Origin of the sequence: Streptomyces xiamenensis (genome assembly GCF_000993785.3) — a bacterium.
Lineage (GTDB): Bacteria > Actinomycetota > Actinomycetes > Streptomycetales > Streptomycetaceae > Streptomyces > Streptomyces xiamenensis.
On record NZ_CP009922.3, the window covers coordinates 3,265,441 to 3,278,087 of the forward strand.

At 69.9% G+C, this 12,647-nt stretch carries 15 protein-coding genes; 8 read left to right on the plus strand and 7 right to left on the minus strand.

The genetic code is table 11. The features are described 5' to 3' along the window. Window positions 1-63: 63 nt before the first annotated feature. From SXIM_RS14945 to ccsB, 5 genes are all read left to right on the plus strand, one after another. Window positions 64-711: a histidine phosphatase family protein gene (locus SXIM_RS14945; protein ID WP_046725675.1), complete on the plus strand. Its 648-nt coding sequence runs from the start codon at window positions 64-66 to the stop codon at window positions 709-711. A gap of 103 nt (window positions 712-814) precedes the next feature. Further along, entirely contained in the window at window positions 815-1,483 is a 669-nt protein-coding gene (locus SXIM_RS14950; protein WP_046724347.1) for a TlpA family protein disulfide reductase, read from the plus strand. Between the two features lie 7 nt (window positions 1,484-1,490). Then, window positions 1,491-2,261 (plus strand): cytochrome c biogenesis CcdA family protein, encoded by a 771-nt coding sequence (locus SXIM_RS14955; RefSeq protein ID WP_046724349.1) that lies wholly within the window; start codon window positions 1,491-1,493, stop codon window positions 2,259-2,261. Between the two features lie 5 nt (window positions 2,262-2,266). After that, a complete protein-coding gene (gene resB, locus SXIM_RS14960) occupies window positions 2,267-4,165 on the plus strand; it encodes a cytochrome c biogenesis protein ResB (RefSeq protein ID WP_046725676.1) in 1,899 nt (632 codons plus the stop codon). Next, window positions 4,162-5,259 (plus strand): c-type cytochrome biogenesis protein CcsB, encoded by a 1,098-nt coding sequence (gene ccsB / locus SXIM_RS14965; protein WP_046724351.1) that lies wholly within the window; start codon window positions 4,162-4,164, stop codon window positions 5,257-5,259. Before resB ends, ccsB begins: the two co-directional genes overlap by 4 nt. 37 nt (window positions 5,260-5,296) lie before the next feature. Here the strand turns inward: ccsB and SXIM_RS14970 are convergent, their stop codons facing one another. Then, complete coding sequence (locus tag SXIM_RS14970; RefSeq protein ID WP_046724353.1) at window positions 5,297-5,725, minus strand: PLD nuclease N-terminal domain-containing protein; 429 nt, start codon at window positions 5,723-5,725, stop codon at window positions 5,297-5,299. A gap of 86 nt (window positions 5,726-5,811) precedes the next feature. Here SXIM_RS14970 and SXIM_RS14975 point away from each other — a divergent pair, with 86 nt between their 5' ends. Together SXIM_RS14975 and mqnP are read left to right on the plus strand one after the other, a co-directional pair. Further along, the gene (locus SXIM_RS14975) at window positions 5,812-7,263 is read left to right on the plus strand and encodes a menaquinone biosynthesis decarboxylase (RefSeq protein WP_030729942.1); all 1,452 of its coding nucleotides are present in this window, start codon (window positions 5,812-5,814) and stop codon (window positions 7,261-7,263) included. Then, the gene (gene mqnP, locus SXIM_RS14980; RefSeq protein ID WP_046724354.1) at window positions 7,260-8,186 is read left to right on the plus strand and encodes a menaquinone biosynthesis prenyltransferase MqnP; all 927 of its coding nucleotides are present in this window, start codon (window positions 7,260-7,262) and stop codon (window positions 8,184-8,186) included. The genes SXIM_RS14975 and mqnP overlap by 4 nt, the downstream gene beginning before the upstream one ends. A gap of 47 nt (window positions 8,187-8,233) precedes the next feature. Here mqnP and SXIM_RS14985 read toward each other — a convergent pair whose 3' ends face one another. From SXIM_RS14985 to SXIM_RS14995, 3 genes are all read right to left on the minus strand, one after another. Further along, window positions 8,234-9,055: a MerR family transcriptional regulator gene (locus tag SXIM_RS14985; RefSeq protein WP_046724355.1), complete on the minus strand. Its 822-nt coding sequence runs from the start codon at window positions 9,053-9,055 to the stop codon at window positions 8,234-8,236. Continuing rightward, a complete protein-coding gene (locus SXIM_RS14990; RefSeq protein ID WP_046725677.1) occupies window positions 9,048-9,584 on the minus strand; it encodes a VOC family protein in 537 nt (178 codons plus the stop codon). The genes SXIM_RS14985 and SXIM_RS14990 overlap by 8 nt, the downstream gene beginning before the upstream one ends. A gap of 83 nt (window positions 9,585-9,667) precedes the next feature. Next, window positions 9,668-9,901, minus strand: coding sequence for a DUF397 domain-containing protein (locus SXIM_RS14995; RefSeq protein ID WP_046724357.1), 234 nt, complete (start codon window positions 9,899-9,901; stop codon window positions 9,668-9,670). Window positions 9,902-10,138: 237 nt separating this feature from the next. On the opposite strand from SXIM_RS14995, the gene SXIM_RS15000 reads away from it, so the two are divergent. Beyond that, window positions 10,139-11,293, plus strand: coding sequence for an oxygenase MpaB family protein (locus SXIM_RS15000; protein WP_246156886.1), 1,155 nt, complete (start codon window positions 10,139-10,141; stop codon window positions 11,291-11,293). A gap of 96 nt (window positions 11,294-11,389) precedes the next feature. On the opposite strand, the gene SXIM_RS15005 is transcribed toward SXIM_RS15000, so the two are convergent. The 3 genes from SXIM_RS15005 to SXIM_RS15015 are packed head-to-tail and all read right to left on the minus strand — an operon-like array spanning window position 11,390 to window position 12,622. Continuing rightward, window positions 11,390-11,584, minus strand: a complete 195-nt coding sequence (locus SXIM_RS15005; protein WP_046724359.1) for a DUF397 domain-containing protein — start codon at window positions 11,582-11,584, stop codon at window positions 11,390-11,392. A gap of 16 nt (window positions 11,585-11,600) precedes the next feature. Next, window positions 11,601-11,789, minus strand: a complete 189-nt coding sequence (locus tag SXIM_RS15010; protein WP_046724360.1) for a DUF397 domain-containing protein — start codon at window positions 11,787-11,789, stop codon at window positions 11,601-11,603. After that, window positions 11,786-12,622, minus strand: coding sequence for a helix-turn-helix domain-containing protein (locus tag SXIM_RS15015; RefSeq protein ID WP_046724362.1), 837 nt, complete (start codon window positions 12,620-12,622; stop codon window positions 11,786-11,788). The genes SXIM_RS15010 and SXIM_RS15015 overlap by 4 nt, the downstream gene beginning before the upstream one ends. Between the last annotated feature and the right edge of the window lie 25 nt (window positions 12,623-12,647).

The window sequence follows — 12,647 nt, forward strand, 5'->3', positions numbered from 1 at the left end:
GTGAGCAGCGAGAACAGCGAGAAGAGCGACAGCGGCGACAGAGTGCGCACCACCGTCCACCTGATGCGCCACGGTGAGGTCCACAACCCCGACGGGCTGCTGTACGGGCGCCTGCCCGGCTACCACCTGTCCGAACTGGGGGAGCGGATGGCCGAGGTGGTGGCCGAGTCCCTGACCGGGCACGACATCACCCACGTGGTGGCCTCCCCGCTGGAGCGCGCGCAGGAGACCGCCGAGCCGGTCGCCAAGGCGCACGGACTGCCGGTGGCCACCGACGGACGGCTGATCGAGGCCGCCAACGTCTTCCAGGGCAAGAGCTTCGGCGTCGGGGACGGCTCACTGCGCCACCCGGGCAACTGGAAACACCTGCGCAACCCGTTCCGGCCGTCCTGGGGCGAGCCGTACGTCGAGCAGGTGGTGCGGATGAAGAGCGCCCTGGACGCGGCCCGCGACGCGGCGCGCGGCCACGAGGCGGTGTGCGTCAGCCACCAGCTGCCGATCTGGATCGTCCGCAGCTTCGTCGAGCACCGCAGGCTGTGGCACGACCCGCGCAACCGGCAGTGCACGCTCGCCTCGCTGACCAGCTTCACCTACGAGGGCGACCACATCGTCTCGGTGCGGTACTCGGAGCCCGCGCTGGAGCTGGTCCCGCCGCATCTGCGGGCGGGCGGCAAGCCGAAGAAGGGCGCGAGCAAGGGCTTCGGCGCGTAGCCGACGCCCGCCGGAGCAGGGGTGTTCTCCCAGCTCAACGGGGCTGGATTCGGGACAAGGGGGGCGCGGAAGATCGCCTCGGGGCGCATGGGAAACTTTTCACATGATCGAGAGCCGCACATCCCTGCGCCGTCGACACCTCGGGTTCAGCGCCGCCGCAGTGGCCCTGACCGCAGCCCTCACCGCCTGCTCCGGCGCCTCGGCCGGGCCCTCCGGTGGCGACAGCAACATTGTGCAGGGCACCGGCCAGATCACCCATGTCGCGGCCGGTGACCGGCAGCCGCTGCCCGACCTCAGCGGGGAGACCACCGAGGGCGAGCGGCTCGACCTGGCCGACTACCGGGGCCAGATCGTGGTGGTCAACGTCTGGGGATCGTGGTGCGCCCCCTGCCGCGCCGAGGCGCCGAACCTGGTGGCGGTCGCCGAGGACCTCGCCGATGACGGGGTGCAGTTCGTCGGCATCAACACCCGTGATCACAGTGCGGCGAACGCCCGCTCCTTCGACGAGCGGTTCGGCGTGCCGTACCCCAGCCTCTACGACCCGCAGGGCAAGCTGCTGCTCCAGTTCCCCAAGGGCAGCCTCAACCCGCAGGCGATCCCCTCCACCCTGGTCATCGACCCGGAGGGCAACATCGCGGCCCGCGCGCTGAAGCCGCTGACCGAGGAGGAACTGCGGGCGGCCATCGAGCCGGTGCTGGCGGAGACCGCCGACGCCGCGGGCACCGCCGGGACCGGCGAGGACACCGGGGCCGACGACACCACCGAGAAGTGACCCGGACATGCACTCCGTCACCCTCGCCGCCGTCACCGACTCCAACGAGACGATACTGACCGGCGCCCTGCTGCTGGCCATACCCCTCGCCCTGTTCGGCGGCCTCGTCTCGTTCTTCTCGCCCTGCGTCCTGCCGCTGGTCCCCGGCTATCTCTCCTACGTCACCGGGGCGAGCGGCGCCGACCTCAAGGACGCGCGGCGCGGCCGGATGTTCGTGGGCACCTTGCTGTTCGTCCTCGGCTTCACCGCGGTCTTCGTCTCCACCGGCGCGCTGTTCGGCGAGTTCGGCCGCACCCTGCTGGAGCACCGCGAACTCCTCAACAAGATCGCCGGCGTGCTCATGGTGATCATGGGTCTGCTGTTCATGGGCCTGCTGCCCCGGCTGTCCGGGCGGCAGTTCAAGCTGCCGGTCAAGCCCGGGGTCGGCCTGGCCGGCGCGCCCCTGCTGGGCGTGGTGTTCGGCATCGGCTGGACCCCGTGCATCGGCCCCACCCTCGCCTCCGTGCAGTTCCTGGCCTTCAACGAGGCCACCGCCGGGCGCGGCGCGCTGCTCACCGTCTTCTACTGCCTGGGCCTGGGCGCGCCGTTCATCCTGGCCGCGCTGTTCTTCCGCCGGGCGCTGGGCGCCTTCGCCTGGTTCAAGCGCCACTACGTGTGGGTCATGCGCCTGGGCGGGCTGATGATGATCGTGACGGGCGTGCTGCTGTTCACCGGCACCTGGGACCGTCTGGTGTACGACCTTCAGGTGTGGTCGTCCGAGTTCGACGTTTGGATCTGAACACCATGGCCAGCGACAACCTGAACGACGACCGCGACGACCGCACCCGTACGGACGGCCGGGACGGTACGGACGAGGCCGCGGCCACCGCCGGCCTGTCCACCGCCCCCGCCCAGGACGAGGAGGGCACGGCCGCGGAGCGTCCCGGCGAGGGCACCGCCGTGCCCGGCTCGTTCGGCGGCGTACGCGGCACGGGCGCCGCCGGCACGGCCCGGTGGCTGGGACGCGAGGCGGTGGGCTGGACGCGCTGGATGTGGCGCCAGCTCACCTCGATGCGGGTCGCGCTGATCCTGCTGTTCCTGCTCGCGCTCGGCGCCATCCCCGGCTCCCTCATCCCGCAGAGCGACGTGAACGCGCTCCTCGTCGAGCAGTTCAAGGCCGACAATCCGACACTGGGCTCGCTCTACGAGCGGCTCCAGCTGTTCGAGGTGTACTCCTCGGTGTGGTTCTCGGCGATCTACATCCTGCTGTTCATCTCGCTCATCGGCTGTATCGTCCCGCGCACCTGGCAGTTCGTGGGCCAGCTGCGCGGCCGTCCGCCGCGCGCCCCGCGCCGCCTGGACCGGATGCCCGCGTACACCACCTGGCGCACCGACGCCGAGCCGGCCACGGTGCTGGACTCGGCGCAGCGGCTGCTGAAGCGCCGCTGGTTCCGTACCGCCCCCGCCCCGGACGGGGGCTCGGTCGCCGCCGAGAAGGGCTATCTGCGCGAGGCCGGCAACCTGCTCTTCCACATCTCGCTGATCGTGCTGCTGGTCGCCTTCGGCACCGGCCAGCTGTTCTACTCCGAGGGCGGCAAGCTGGTCATCCAGGGCGACGGGTTCTCCAACACGCTGCCCCAGTACGACGACTTCTCCTCCGGGTCGATGTTCGACGTGGACCACGACCTGGACCAGTTCGGTTTCACGCTGAACGAGTTCACGGCCGAGTTCTCCCGCGAGGGCCCCGACCTGGGCACCCCCACCGAGTTCCGGGCCGACATCACCTACTGGCTGCCGGACGGCACCGAGACCGACGCCACCGTCCAGCCCAACAACCCCGTCCACATCGGTGACTCCAAGGTCTATCTGCTGGGCCACGGCTTCGCCCCGGTCATCACCGTCACCGACGGACAGGGCCGCACCGCCTTCTCCGGGCCGGTGCCGTTCCTCCCGCAGGACACCGGGCTCACCTCCACCGGCGTGGTCAAGGTGACCGACTACCTCGACGAGAACGGCGACCCCGAGCAGCTGGGCTTCCAGGGCTTCTTCAACCCCAGCTACGCCATCGACGCGGAGCGCGGCCCGCACTCCACCTTCCCCGACCCCGACCTGCCGGTGCTCACCCTCACCGCCTACCACGGCGACCTGGGCCTGGACTCCGGCATCCCGCAGAACGTCTACCAGCTCAACACCCGCAAGCTGGAGCAGTTCACGTCCGAGGACGGCGAGCCGTTCCGCTTCGACCTGCTGCCCGGTGAGTCGATCGACCTGCCGGAGGGCAAGGGCACCCTCACCTACGAGAGCTACCAGCGCTGGGCCACCTTCCAGATCACCACCAAGGCCGGCAACGGCTGGGCGCTCGCCGGCTCGCTGGCCGCCGTGGTGGGCCTGGCCGGGTCGCTGATGCTCCAGCGCCGCCGGGTGTGGGTGCGGGCCACCACCGACGGCGCGGGCCGTACCGTGGTCGAGCTGGCGTCGCTCGGCCGCACCGAGTCGGCGAGGATCCCGCACGAGCTGGCCGACCTCGCCGCCGCCCTGCAACCGGACGCCCCCCTGATCCCCGAGACCTCCGAGACTTCCGAGTCCTCCGACGCCGCGGATTCCGCCGACTCCCCCGAGTCCTCCGAGTCCTCCGGGTCCGCCACGACCGCCAAGTCTCCCGAGTCTTCCGAGTCCTCTGACGACCAAGGAGCGCGCGCATGAATCTCGCCATGAGCGAGGAGCTCGCCGACCTCAGTAACTACCTGATCTATTCGGCGATGGCGGTCTACTCCCTCGCCTTCCTCGCCCACATCGCCGAGTGGCTCTTCGGCAGCCGCTCCAAGGTCGCCAGAACGGCGGCGGCCCTGACCGCGGACAGCGAGGCGGCGGCCGTACCGGCGCAGCGGTCCACGATCAGCGTGACCGTACGCGGCAAGGGCGGCGCCACCGACGTCCTGGAGCGGCCGGCGGTCGTCACCCGTTCCGCGAGCCCGCGGCGCGACGCCGTCCCGGACGGCCCCGGCCCCTCCGGCGGGGACGAGAAGGGCGACCTGTACGGCCGGATCGCCCTCTCGCTGACGGTGCTGGCCTTCCTCATGCACTTCTCGGCGGTCCTGGTGCGGGCCATCGCCGTGGAGCGGGCCCCGTGGGCCAACATGTACGAGTTCTCCACCGCCTTCTCCATGACGGCGGTCGCCGCGTACCTGCTGTTCCTGCTGGCGAAGAAGAACGTCGGCTGGCTGGGCCTGCCGCTGGTCACCACCGTGCTGCTGGACCTGGGCCTGGCCGTGGCGGTGCTCTACACCGAGAGCACCCAGCTGGTACCCGCGCTGGACTCGGTGTGGCTGTGGATCCACGTCGCGCTGGCCATCACCTGCGGGGCACTGATGTACCTGGCGGTGGTCTCCACCGTGCTGTTCCTGTTCCGCGACTCCTACGAGAACAAGATCGCCTCCGGCGGCACCCCCGGCCGCCTGGCGACCTCGGTGATGGAGCGGCTCCCGGCCTCCGTCTCGCTGGACAAGTTCGCCTACCGGATCACGGCCGCCGTCTTCCCGGTGTGGACCTTCACGATCGTGGCGGGCGCCATCTGGGCCGAGAACGCCTGGGGCCGCTACTGGGGCTGGGACCCCAAGGAGGTCTGGGCGTTCATCACCTGGGTCGCCTACGCCGCGTACCTGCACGCGCGCGCCACGGCCGGCTGGAAGGGGCGCAAGGCCGCCTACCTGGGCATCGCCGGCTTCGTCTGCTACCTGATCAACTACTACGGTGTGAACATGTTCGTGAACAGTCTGCACTCGTACTCGGGCGTCTGAGCCCGGCCGGGCCGGACGGCGGGGCGGGAACCCGCCGTCACTTGGCCGGGGGGTCCTGCGGGCCGCCGTCGTCGGAGTTCTTGTCCTCCTTGCGGAGGTCCTCCTCGCGGCGCCGCAGGTCCTCCTCCCAGTTCTCCAGGAGTTCCTTGTCCTTGGCGTTCTCCTCGCGCTGCTTCTCGTCGTTCAGCGAGCGCAGGAAGTCGGGGTTGTCGTCGGGGGCGACCCAGCCGCCACCGCCGGACCTGCCGCCCCTGGCCTGCCCGCCGCCGTTGCCGACGGCCGCGGCACCGCGCTGGCGCCCCACGAAGATCCACGCGATCGCGCCGATCAGCCAGGCGAAGACGATCAGCAGCAGCCAGACCAGCTTCGGAAGATGCTTGACGTCCTCGTCCTTGGTGCTGATGCAGTCCACCAGGGCGTAGATCATGAGCGCGATCGGTACCAGAAACATCAGCACCCTGAGCATTGTGGTCCCCCTGGGGAAGTGTGGCCACGGTCGGGGCGGGGCCCCCTGACTAAGGCCAGGGTAATGCGTCGGCAATACTGAGGCGCATGGCATACGACGACCTGCGCGCACTGCTGAAGGCCCTGGAGAAGGATGGGGAGCTGAAGCGGGTGAGGGCGGAGGTCGATCCGCACCTCGAAGTGGGCGAGATCACCGACCGCGTCAACAAGGCCGGCGGCCCCGCGCTGCTCTTCGAGAACGTCAAGGGCTCGACGATGCCGCTGGCCATGAACGTGTACGGCACGGACCGCCGGCTGCTGAAGGCGCTGGGCCTGTCCTCGTACAACGAGATCAGCGAGAAGATCGGCGGCCTGCTGAAGCCGGAGCTGCCGCACGGCTTCACCGGGGTGCGGGAGGCGTTCGGCAAGCTCGGCGCCATGACGCACGTGCCGCCGAAGAAGGTCAAGAGCGGTCCGGTGCAGGAGGTCGTCCTCAAGGGCGACCAGGTGGACCTGGAGGCGCTGCCCGCGCTGTTCACCTGGCCCGAGGACGGCGGCTCCTTCTTCAACCTGGGGCTGACCCACACCAAGGACCCCGACAGCGGCGTGCGCAACCTGGGCCTGTACCGGCTCCAGCGGCACGACAAGCGCACCATCGGCATGCACTGGCAGATCCACAAGGACAGCCGCAACCACTACCAGGTGGCGGCCCGGCGCGGTGAGCGGCTGCCGGTCGCGATCGCCTTCGGCTGCCCGCCGGCCGTCACGTACTCCTCCACCGCGCCGCTGCCCGGCGACATCGACGAGTACCTCTTCGCCGGTTTCCTCCAGGGCAAGCGGGTGGAGATGGTGGACTGCGTGACGGTGCCGCTCCAGGTGCCCGCGCACGCCGAGGTCGTCCTGGAGGGGTGGCTGGAGCCGGGGGAGATGCTGCCGGAGGGCCCGTACGGGGACCACACCGGCTTCTACACCCCGCAGGAGCCGTTCCCGGCGCTGACCATCGACTGCGTGACGATGCGGAAGAAGCCGATGTTCCAGTCGATCGTGGTGGGCCGGCCGCCGACCGAGGACGGGCCGCTGGGGCGGGCGACGGAACGGTTCTTCCTGCCGCTGCTGAAGATCATCATCCCGGACATCGTGGACTACCACCTGCCCGAGGCGGGCGGCTTCCACAACTGCGCGATCATCTCGATCGACAAGAAGTACCCGAAACACGCGCAGAAGGTGATGTCGGCGGTGTGGGGGGCCCACATGATGTCCCTGACCAAACTGATCATCGTCGTGGACGCCGACTGCGATGTGCACGACCTGCACGAGGTGGCGTGGCGGGCGCTGGGCAACACGGACTACGCCCGCGATCTGCTGCTCACCGAGGGCCCGGTCGATCACCTGGACCACGCCTCCTACCAGCAGTTCTGGGGCGGCAAGGCCGGCATCGACGCCACCGCGAAGTGGCCCGAGGAGGGCTACACCCGCGACGGCGGCTGGCCGCACATGGTGGTCTCGGACCCGGATACGGCGGCCCTGGTCGACCGCCGCTGGAAGGAATACGGACTATGACCGCCCTCCCCGCCTCAGCCGGCCGGCCCGCCCCCGCCGCGGTGCCGGGCCGGCTCCGCGCGTTCTTGAACGTGGTGATGTTCGAGCACTCGATCTTCGCCCTGCCCTTCGCCTACACCGCCTCCCTGACGGCGATGTTCCTGTCCGAGAGCCGGCGGATCGAGTGGGACACCCTGGGCCTGGTCACGGCCGCCATGGTGGGGCTGCGGTCCTTCGCGATGGCCGCCAACCGGATCATCGACCGCGAGATTGACGCGCGTAACCCGCGCACCCGGGGCCGCGAGATGGTGACGGGCGCGCTGTCGGTGCGGGCCGGCTGGATCGGCGCGGCCCTCACCCTGGCCCTGTTCCTGGGGGCCGCGGCGCTGCTGAACCCGCTGTGCCTGGTACTGGCGCCGGTGGCCGTGGTCCCGATGGTCGTCTACCCCTACGGCAAGCGGTTCACGGACTTCCCGCACGCCATCCTGGGCCTGGCCCAGGCGGCCGGGCCCGTCGGCGCCTGGCTGGCGGTCACCGGTACCTGGTCGTGGGACGCGGTCCTGCTGGGCCTGGCGGTGGGCATCTGGATCGGCGGCTTCGACCTGATCTACGCCTGCCAGGACATCGCCACGGACCGGGAGACGGGCGTCCGGTCCTTCCCGGCCCGCTTCGGTATCGCCACGTCCCTGCGTACGGCGCGGGTGTGCCACGCCGTGACGATGGCCCTGCTCGTCTGGTACGCGGCGGCCACCGGCGCGGGCCCCTTCCTGTGGGTCGGCCTGGCGGTGGTCGCGGGCGCGTTCGTCTACGAGCACTCGCTGGTCAAGGCGGACGATCTGTCCCGCCTGAACCGGGCCTTCTTCACGGTCAACGGCTTCGTGGGCATCACCCTGTTCGCCTTCGCTCTGACCGACCTGCTGACCCGCGGCCTGATCGTCTTCTAGTCCGCTTCTCATCCGCCGTCCTGCCGGGACCCACCCCCCTGGCCCCGCTACTCCCATGTGGCGGTGTCCGGGTCGATGCCGTGGGCCCGCGCGTCGGCGTCCACCAGGCGCCGGAACCAGCCCGCGAGGCCGGGCCGCACGGTGTCGTAGTGCGCGGCGTAGGCCGGATCGGCCTCGTACATGCGGGCCAGGCAGACCTGCATCTGCCGGGTGAGCGGAAAGTACGCGGCGAACACCTCACGGTGCCGCCCGACGAGCCGGCCGGCCCGGTCGCTGCCCGGCGTGACACCGGCGTCCATCGCCTCGCCCAGTTCCCGGTCGAGCCCGGCGACGGCGTCGGCGACGGCCTGCCACTCCCGCGGGCCGCGCGCGGCCGAACGCTCGGCGTACTGCCGCCACTGCGGGGTGTCCCCGTAGCGCTGCCGAGCCTCGGCGGGCCACGACGGGTCCCAGCGGGGGCCGAAGACCGCGGCCTGCTGCTCGACGGTCAGCAGCAGACCGCGCTCGTGCGCCTCGATCATCCGCTCCAGCCCGGTGTCGAGCCGCTTCAGGCGCTCGATCCGCTCGGCGACCTGGGCCCGCTGCGCGCGCAGCGCGTCGGGCACGTCGGTGGCCGGGTCGTCCAGCACGGCCCGGATCCGGTCCAGGCCCAGGCCGATCTCGCGGTAGACGACGATGCGGTGCAGGCGTTCCAGGTCACCGGCGGTGTAGAGCCGGTATCCGGCGGAGGTGCGCAGCGACGGGCGGGCGAGACCGATCTCGTCCCAGTGGTGCAGGGCGCGGACCGTCACGTCCAGCCGCGCCGCGACCTGACCGACGGTCAGGCCCTCGGCGTCGGCGTGCGCGTCCGCGTCCGTGGTGTCAGGCATGGGTCCCATGATCGGCGCCGATGGTGTCGGGCGCGGTGATCCCGATGTCCGCCAGGTTGCGCGCCTCCTGGCTGTCCGGGTCGAACGGCTTCGCGGCGGTGAGCACGACCCGGGTGTTCTCGGGGGTGATCACCTCCACGTCGCGGGTGTTCCAGGGCGTGTCACGCGGGCCCTCGACCGACTCCGGGCGCAGCGCGCGGCACGCCTCGGCGAGCCCGTCGAGCTGGCCCAGCACGCACGCGAAACTGACGCTCATGGCCGGGGGCCGCTCCGCCGCGTTCGGCGCGGCGACCAGCAGGACGTCCTGGAAGGCCCACCGGCGCAGGTGCACCAGCGTGCCGGGGATGCTGAACAGCTCGAAGAAGCCGAGCCCGCGGACCCAGAAGTCGGCGGAGCCCGCCAGGTCGGTGGTGGGGATGGTGACGAAGGCGGGCATTCCGTAGATGCCGCGGAACGGTTCCGGCGGCACGGCGTCCGGGCCGGGGGCGGGTACGGGGCTGATCTCGAACGCGTTGTAGTAGTCGCTCATGAGCACCACGGTGCAGCCTCACGCAACGTGAGGGTCAAGTCCGGATGCCCGCCGCCGGTGGCGCGGAGGCTGGGGGCGCCGGGTCAGGAGCGCGGGACGTCCTCGACGAAGTGGTCGAACTCGTTGTTCTGGACCCCCAGGACGAACGCGTCCCACTTCGCGCGGGTGGTGGTGACCACCTTCTCCGGCTCGTCGGTCTGCCGGATGTGGATCAGGTCCCCGTCCCCGGCGGCGACCTCGAAGCAGTGCTCGTCGCTCCCGTCCTCGACGGGGGCCTGAATCCAGTCGAGATGATCGAGATTGCGGCTCTCCGCCATGACAGACCTCTCCTGAGCGTGACCTGAGCGGTGCTTACGGTACCCGTCGGAACGGCACAGGGCGACGCCGCCCGCGTGCGCCCCCGTTCGCGCCGGGGAGCGTGCTCCGCTGTACTCCCTGCGGGTTATGGTCGCGCCCTTTCGGCCGGTACAAGATCGCGATCGACATCCGGTCCGCGCGCCGGCCGGACGGCTCGCGCGCGGTGCCATGACCCCGTGCGGAATGAGGAAAGCGCTGTGACACTCAATGCGGCAACGGTCGCGTCGGAACTGGAAGCCGCGAACCAGGTCGGCGACCCCGAGGCCGACGAACTGGTGGCCGAGCTGATCGAGAAGCGCGAAGTGGACGGGGTCAACGCGCTGTTCCGCACCATCGGGACCCTGAAGCCCGGCCAGGACCTGTCGACGCTGCCCGAGCGGCTCGCGGAGTTCCTGCGCGGGGCCACGGCCCCGCCGCCGGACTGGAGCGAGGCCGATGTCCGGGCCGCCGAGAGCTTCTTCGGCCGGCACCACGGCGAAGTCTCCATGCTCCAGGGCACGGTGGGCCTCATCGGCACGTACCTCTCGCCGACCGGCGCCTTCACCCTGCGCTCCACCGGCCGCCTCGGCGGGGTGGAGGGGCCAGGGCGGCGACTGTCGCAGTCCTCGCGGCTGTTCATCGACATGGGGGACAAGGACGCCCTGCGCGACGGCACCCTCGCCGCGAACGTGACCAAGGTGCGCCTGGTGCACGCCTCCGTGCGGCAGCTGCACAAGAAGAGCGGCCAGTGGGACTACGCCAAGTGGGGCGAGCCGGTCTCCCAGAAGTACACCACCGGCGCGGCCTGCGTGTTCAGCACGCAGATCGTCCAGGCCATGCGGAACCTCGGCGTCGACGTCTCCCGCTCCGACGCGGACGGCTTCATGTGCGCCTGGCACTACGTCGGCCACTACCTGGGCACCCCGGAGAAATGGCTGCTGCCGAAGGACGCCGACGAGGTCGAGCGGCTGTGGAACCAGGAACGGGACAAGGAGTGGAAGAAGACCGAGGACGGCGTCTTCATGACGGCGCAGGCGGTCGAGTTCTACAAGAAGTTCTTCCCGCCGGGCTTCCACGACGCGTTCGTGGCGATGGTCCGGGTGGCGCTGACCGACAAGTACGCCGACATGGCGGGGCTCGCCAAGAACCTCCTGGACGAGGCCGGCAAGCCCTTGGCGGCAGGCCACAAGATCGCCAGCGGACTGGGAGGCGGCCTGTTCGGCGGCGCGGCGGAGAAGACCGTCGGCGTCAACCCGTACAAGGAGACCCTCGGTATCGCCTCCAAGGCGTTCAACGAGGTCGAGAAGTACGCCCTGACCCACGACCAGGACGACCAGCCGCAGATGCACCAGGAACTGGACGACAACCGGTGACGGCTGGCGGCCGGTTGTAGGGCCGGGCCCCGGACCGGGACTGGGGCGGGAACGATGTTGCCCCCTGCCGGAGTCGGCAGGGGGCAGGGTCGCGCTTCACCGCTTGAGGTCGCTGACGAACACCGACCAGGCGGCCGTGGGGAAGACCACCATGGAGCCGCCGTGCCGTTGCTTGGAGTCGCGGACGGGAACGATGCCGTGGGAGGCGGTGAGGTCGGCGCCGACCTCGATGCAGGCGCCGCCGTGCTCGCTGTAGGAGGACGTGAACCAGCGAAGGCATTCGGTCGTCACGGGGTGCCCTTCGACGTCAATGTTTGAGGGAGTTGACGAACGTCGACCACGCGGTGGCAGGGAAGGCCACCTCGGGCCCTTCACGGTGCTTGGAGTCGCGGACGGGGACCACGCCGCACGAGGGGACGAGGTTTACGGCTACCTCGATGCAGACGCCGCCGTTGTCGCTGTAGGAGGACGTGAACCACTTGGGGGTCTCAGTCACGGGGTGCCCTTTCGCATCTGGTTGATCATGGCCACGCTCTCCGCCTGCGAGGGGGCGTCGGCCTGTAGCTGATGGTAGGCCCTGAGTAGAGGCTGGACGAACATACTTTCCCGCTCAAGATGGCCCCGATGGGCGGATTCAGCGTAGGAAATGAGCGACCGGTCCGGCATCGTCAGCAAGTACAACGTCGAATTGAACGGACGGCGCTCCCCCAAGCTGAACGGGACTACCTGGAACATGGTGTTCGGCAGTTCAGCGAACTCGATCAGCCGCGCCAGCTGCGCGTCCATGACCTTGGGCCCGCCCATGGCTCGGCGGATGCAGCCCTCGTCCAGCATCGCGAAGATCATGGGCGAAGACTTCCCCATGAGCGCCGCCTGCCGTTCCGCAACGAGCGACACCCTTTCGTTCGCCTGGTCTTCCGTGATGGCCCCCCGCCTGACCGCGCTGTTGGCGAGGATCGACGCGTACTCGGGTGTCTGGAGCAGGCCCGGGATGACGCCCACCTCGTACAACCGGAGCTCTGTTGCCCGGCCTTCATGGCTGACGTACTCCGGGAAGCCCTCCAGCAACGAGCCTTGCCGGATCTCGCGCCACTGGCGCTCGAATGTCTCGACGGTGTCCCGGATACCGAACGCCTTGTCCGCACTGCGCGAAAACCGCGAGGTTGGAACCTTCCGCCCAGTTTCGACAGCTGAGATATGTGTGCTGGAATATCCCATCTGAGCGGCGAGATCTTCCTGCTTCCAGCCGCGAGCCTCCCGCGAACTGCGCAATCGCGCTCCGAATGCAGCCTGTGGACTGCTGTCCGGATTGAGTTCCTTGCGATTCAATTGACCTGTACCAACCTTCCGTTCA

Coding starts and splice junctions, on each gene's coding strand:
- SXIM_RS14945 (WP_046725675.1), top strand. CDS start 64: ATGCGCCACGGTGAGGTCCACAACCCCGACGGGCTGCTGTACGGGCGC.
- SXIM_RS14950 (WP_046724347.1), top strand. CDS start 815: ATGATCGAGAGCCGCACATCCCTGCGCCGTCGACACCTCGGGTTCAGC.
- SXIM_RS14955 (WP_046724349.1), top strand. CDS start 1,491: ATGCACTCCGTCACCCTCGCCGCCGTCACCGACTCCAACGAGACGATA.
- resB (WP_046725676.1), top strand. CDS start 2,267: ATGGCCAGCGACAACCTGAACGACGACCGCGACGACCGCACCCGTACG.
- ccsB (WP_046724351.1), top strand. CDS start 4,162: ATGAATCTCGCCATGAGCGAGGAGCTCGCCGACCTCAGTAACTACCTG.
- SXIM_RS14970 (WP_046724353.1), bottom strand. CDS start 5,725: ATGCTCAGGGTGCTGATGTTTCTGGTACCGATCGCGCTCATGATCTAC.
- SXIM_RS14975 (WP_030729942.1), top strand. CDS start 5,812: ATGGCATACGACGACCTGCGCGCACTGCTGAAGGCCCTGGAGAAGGAT.
- mqnP (WP_046724354.1), top strand. CDS start 7,260: ATGACCGCCCTCCCCGCCTCAGCCGGCCGGCCCGCCCCCGCCGCGGTG.
- SXIM_RS14985 (WP_046724355.1), bottom strand. CDS start 9,055: ATGCCTGACACCACGGACGCGGACGCGCACGCCGACGCCGAGGGCCTG.
- SXIM_RS14990 (WP_046725677.1), bottom strand. CDS start 9,584: ATGAGCGACTACTACAACGCGTTCGAGATCAGCCCCGTACCCGCCCCC.
- SXIM_RS14995 (WP_046724357.1), bottom strand. CDS start 9,901: ATGGCGGAGAGCCGCAATCTCGATCATCTCGACTGGATTCAGGCCCCC.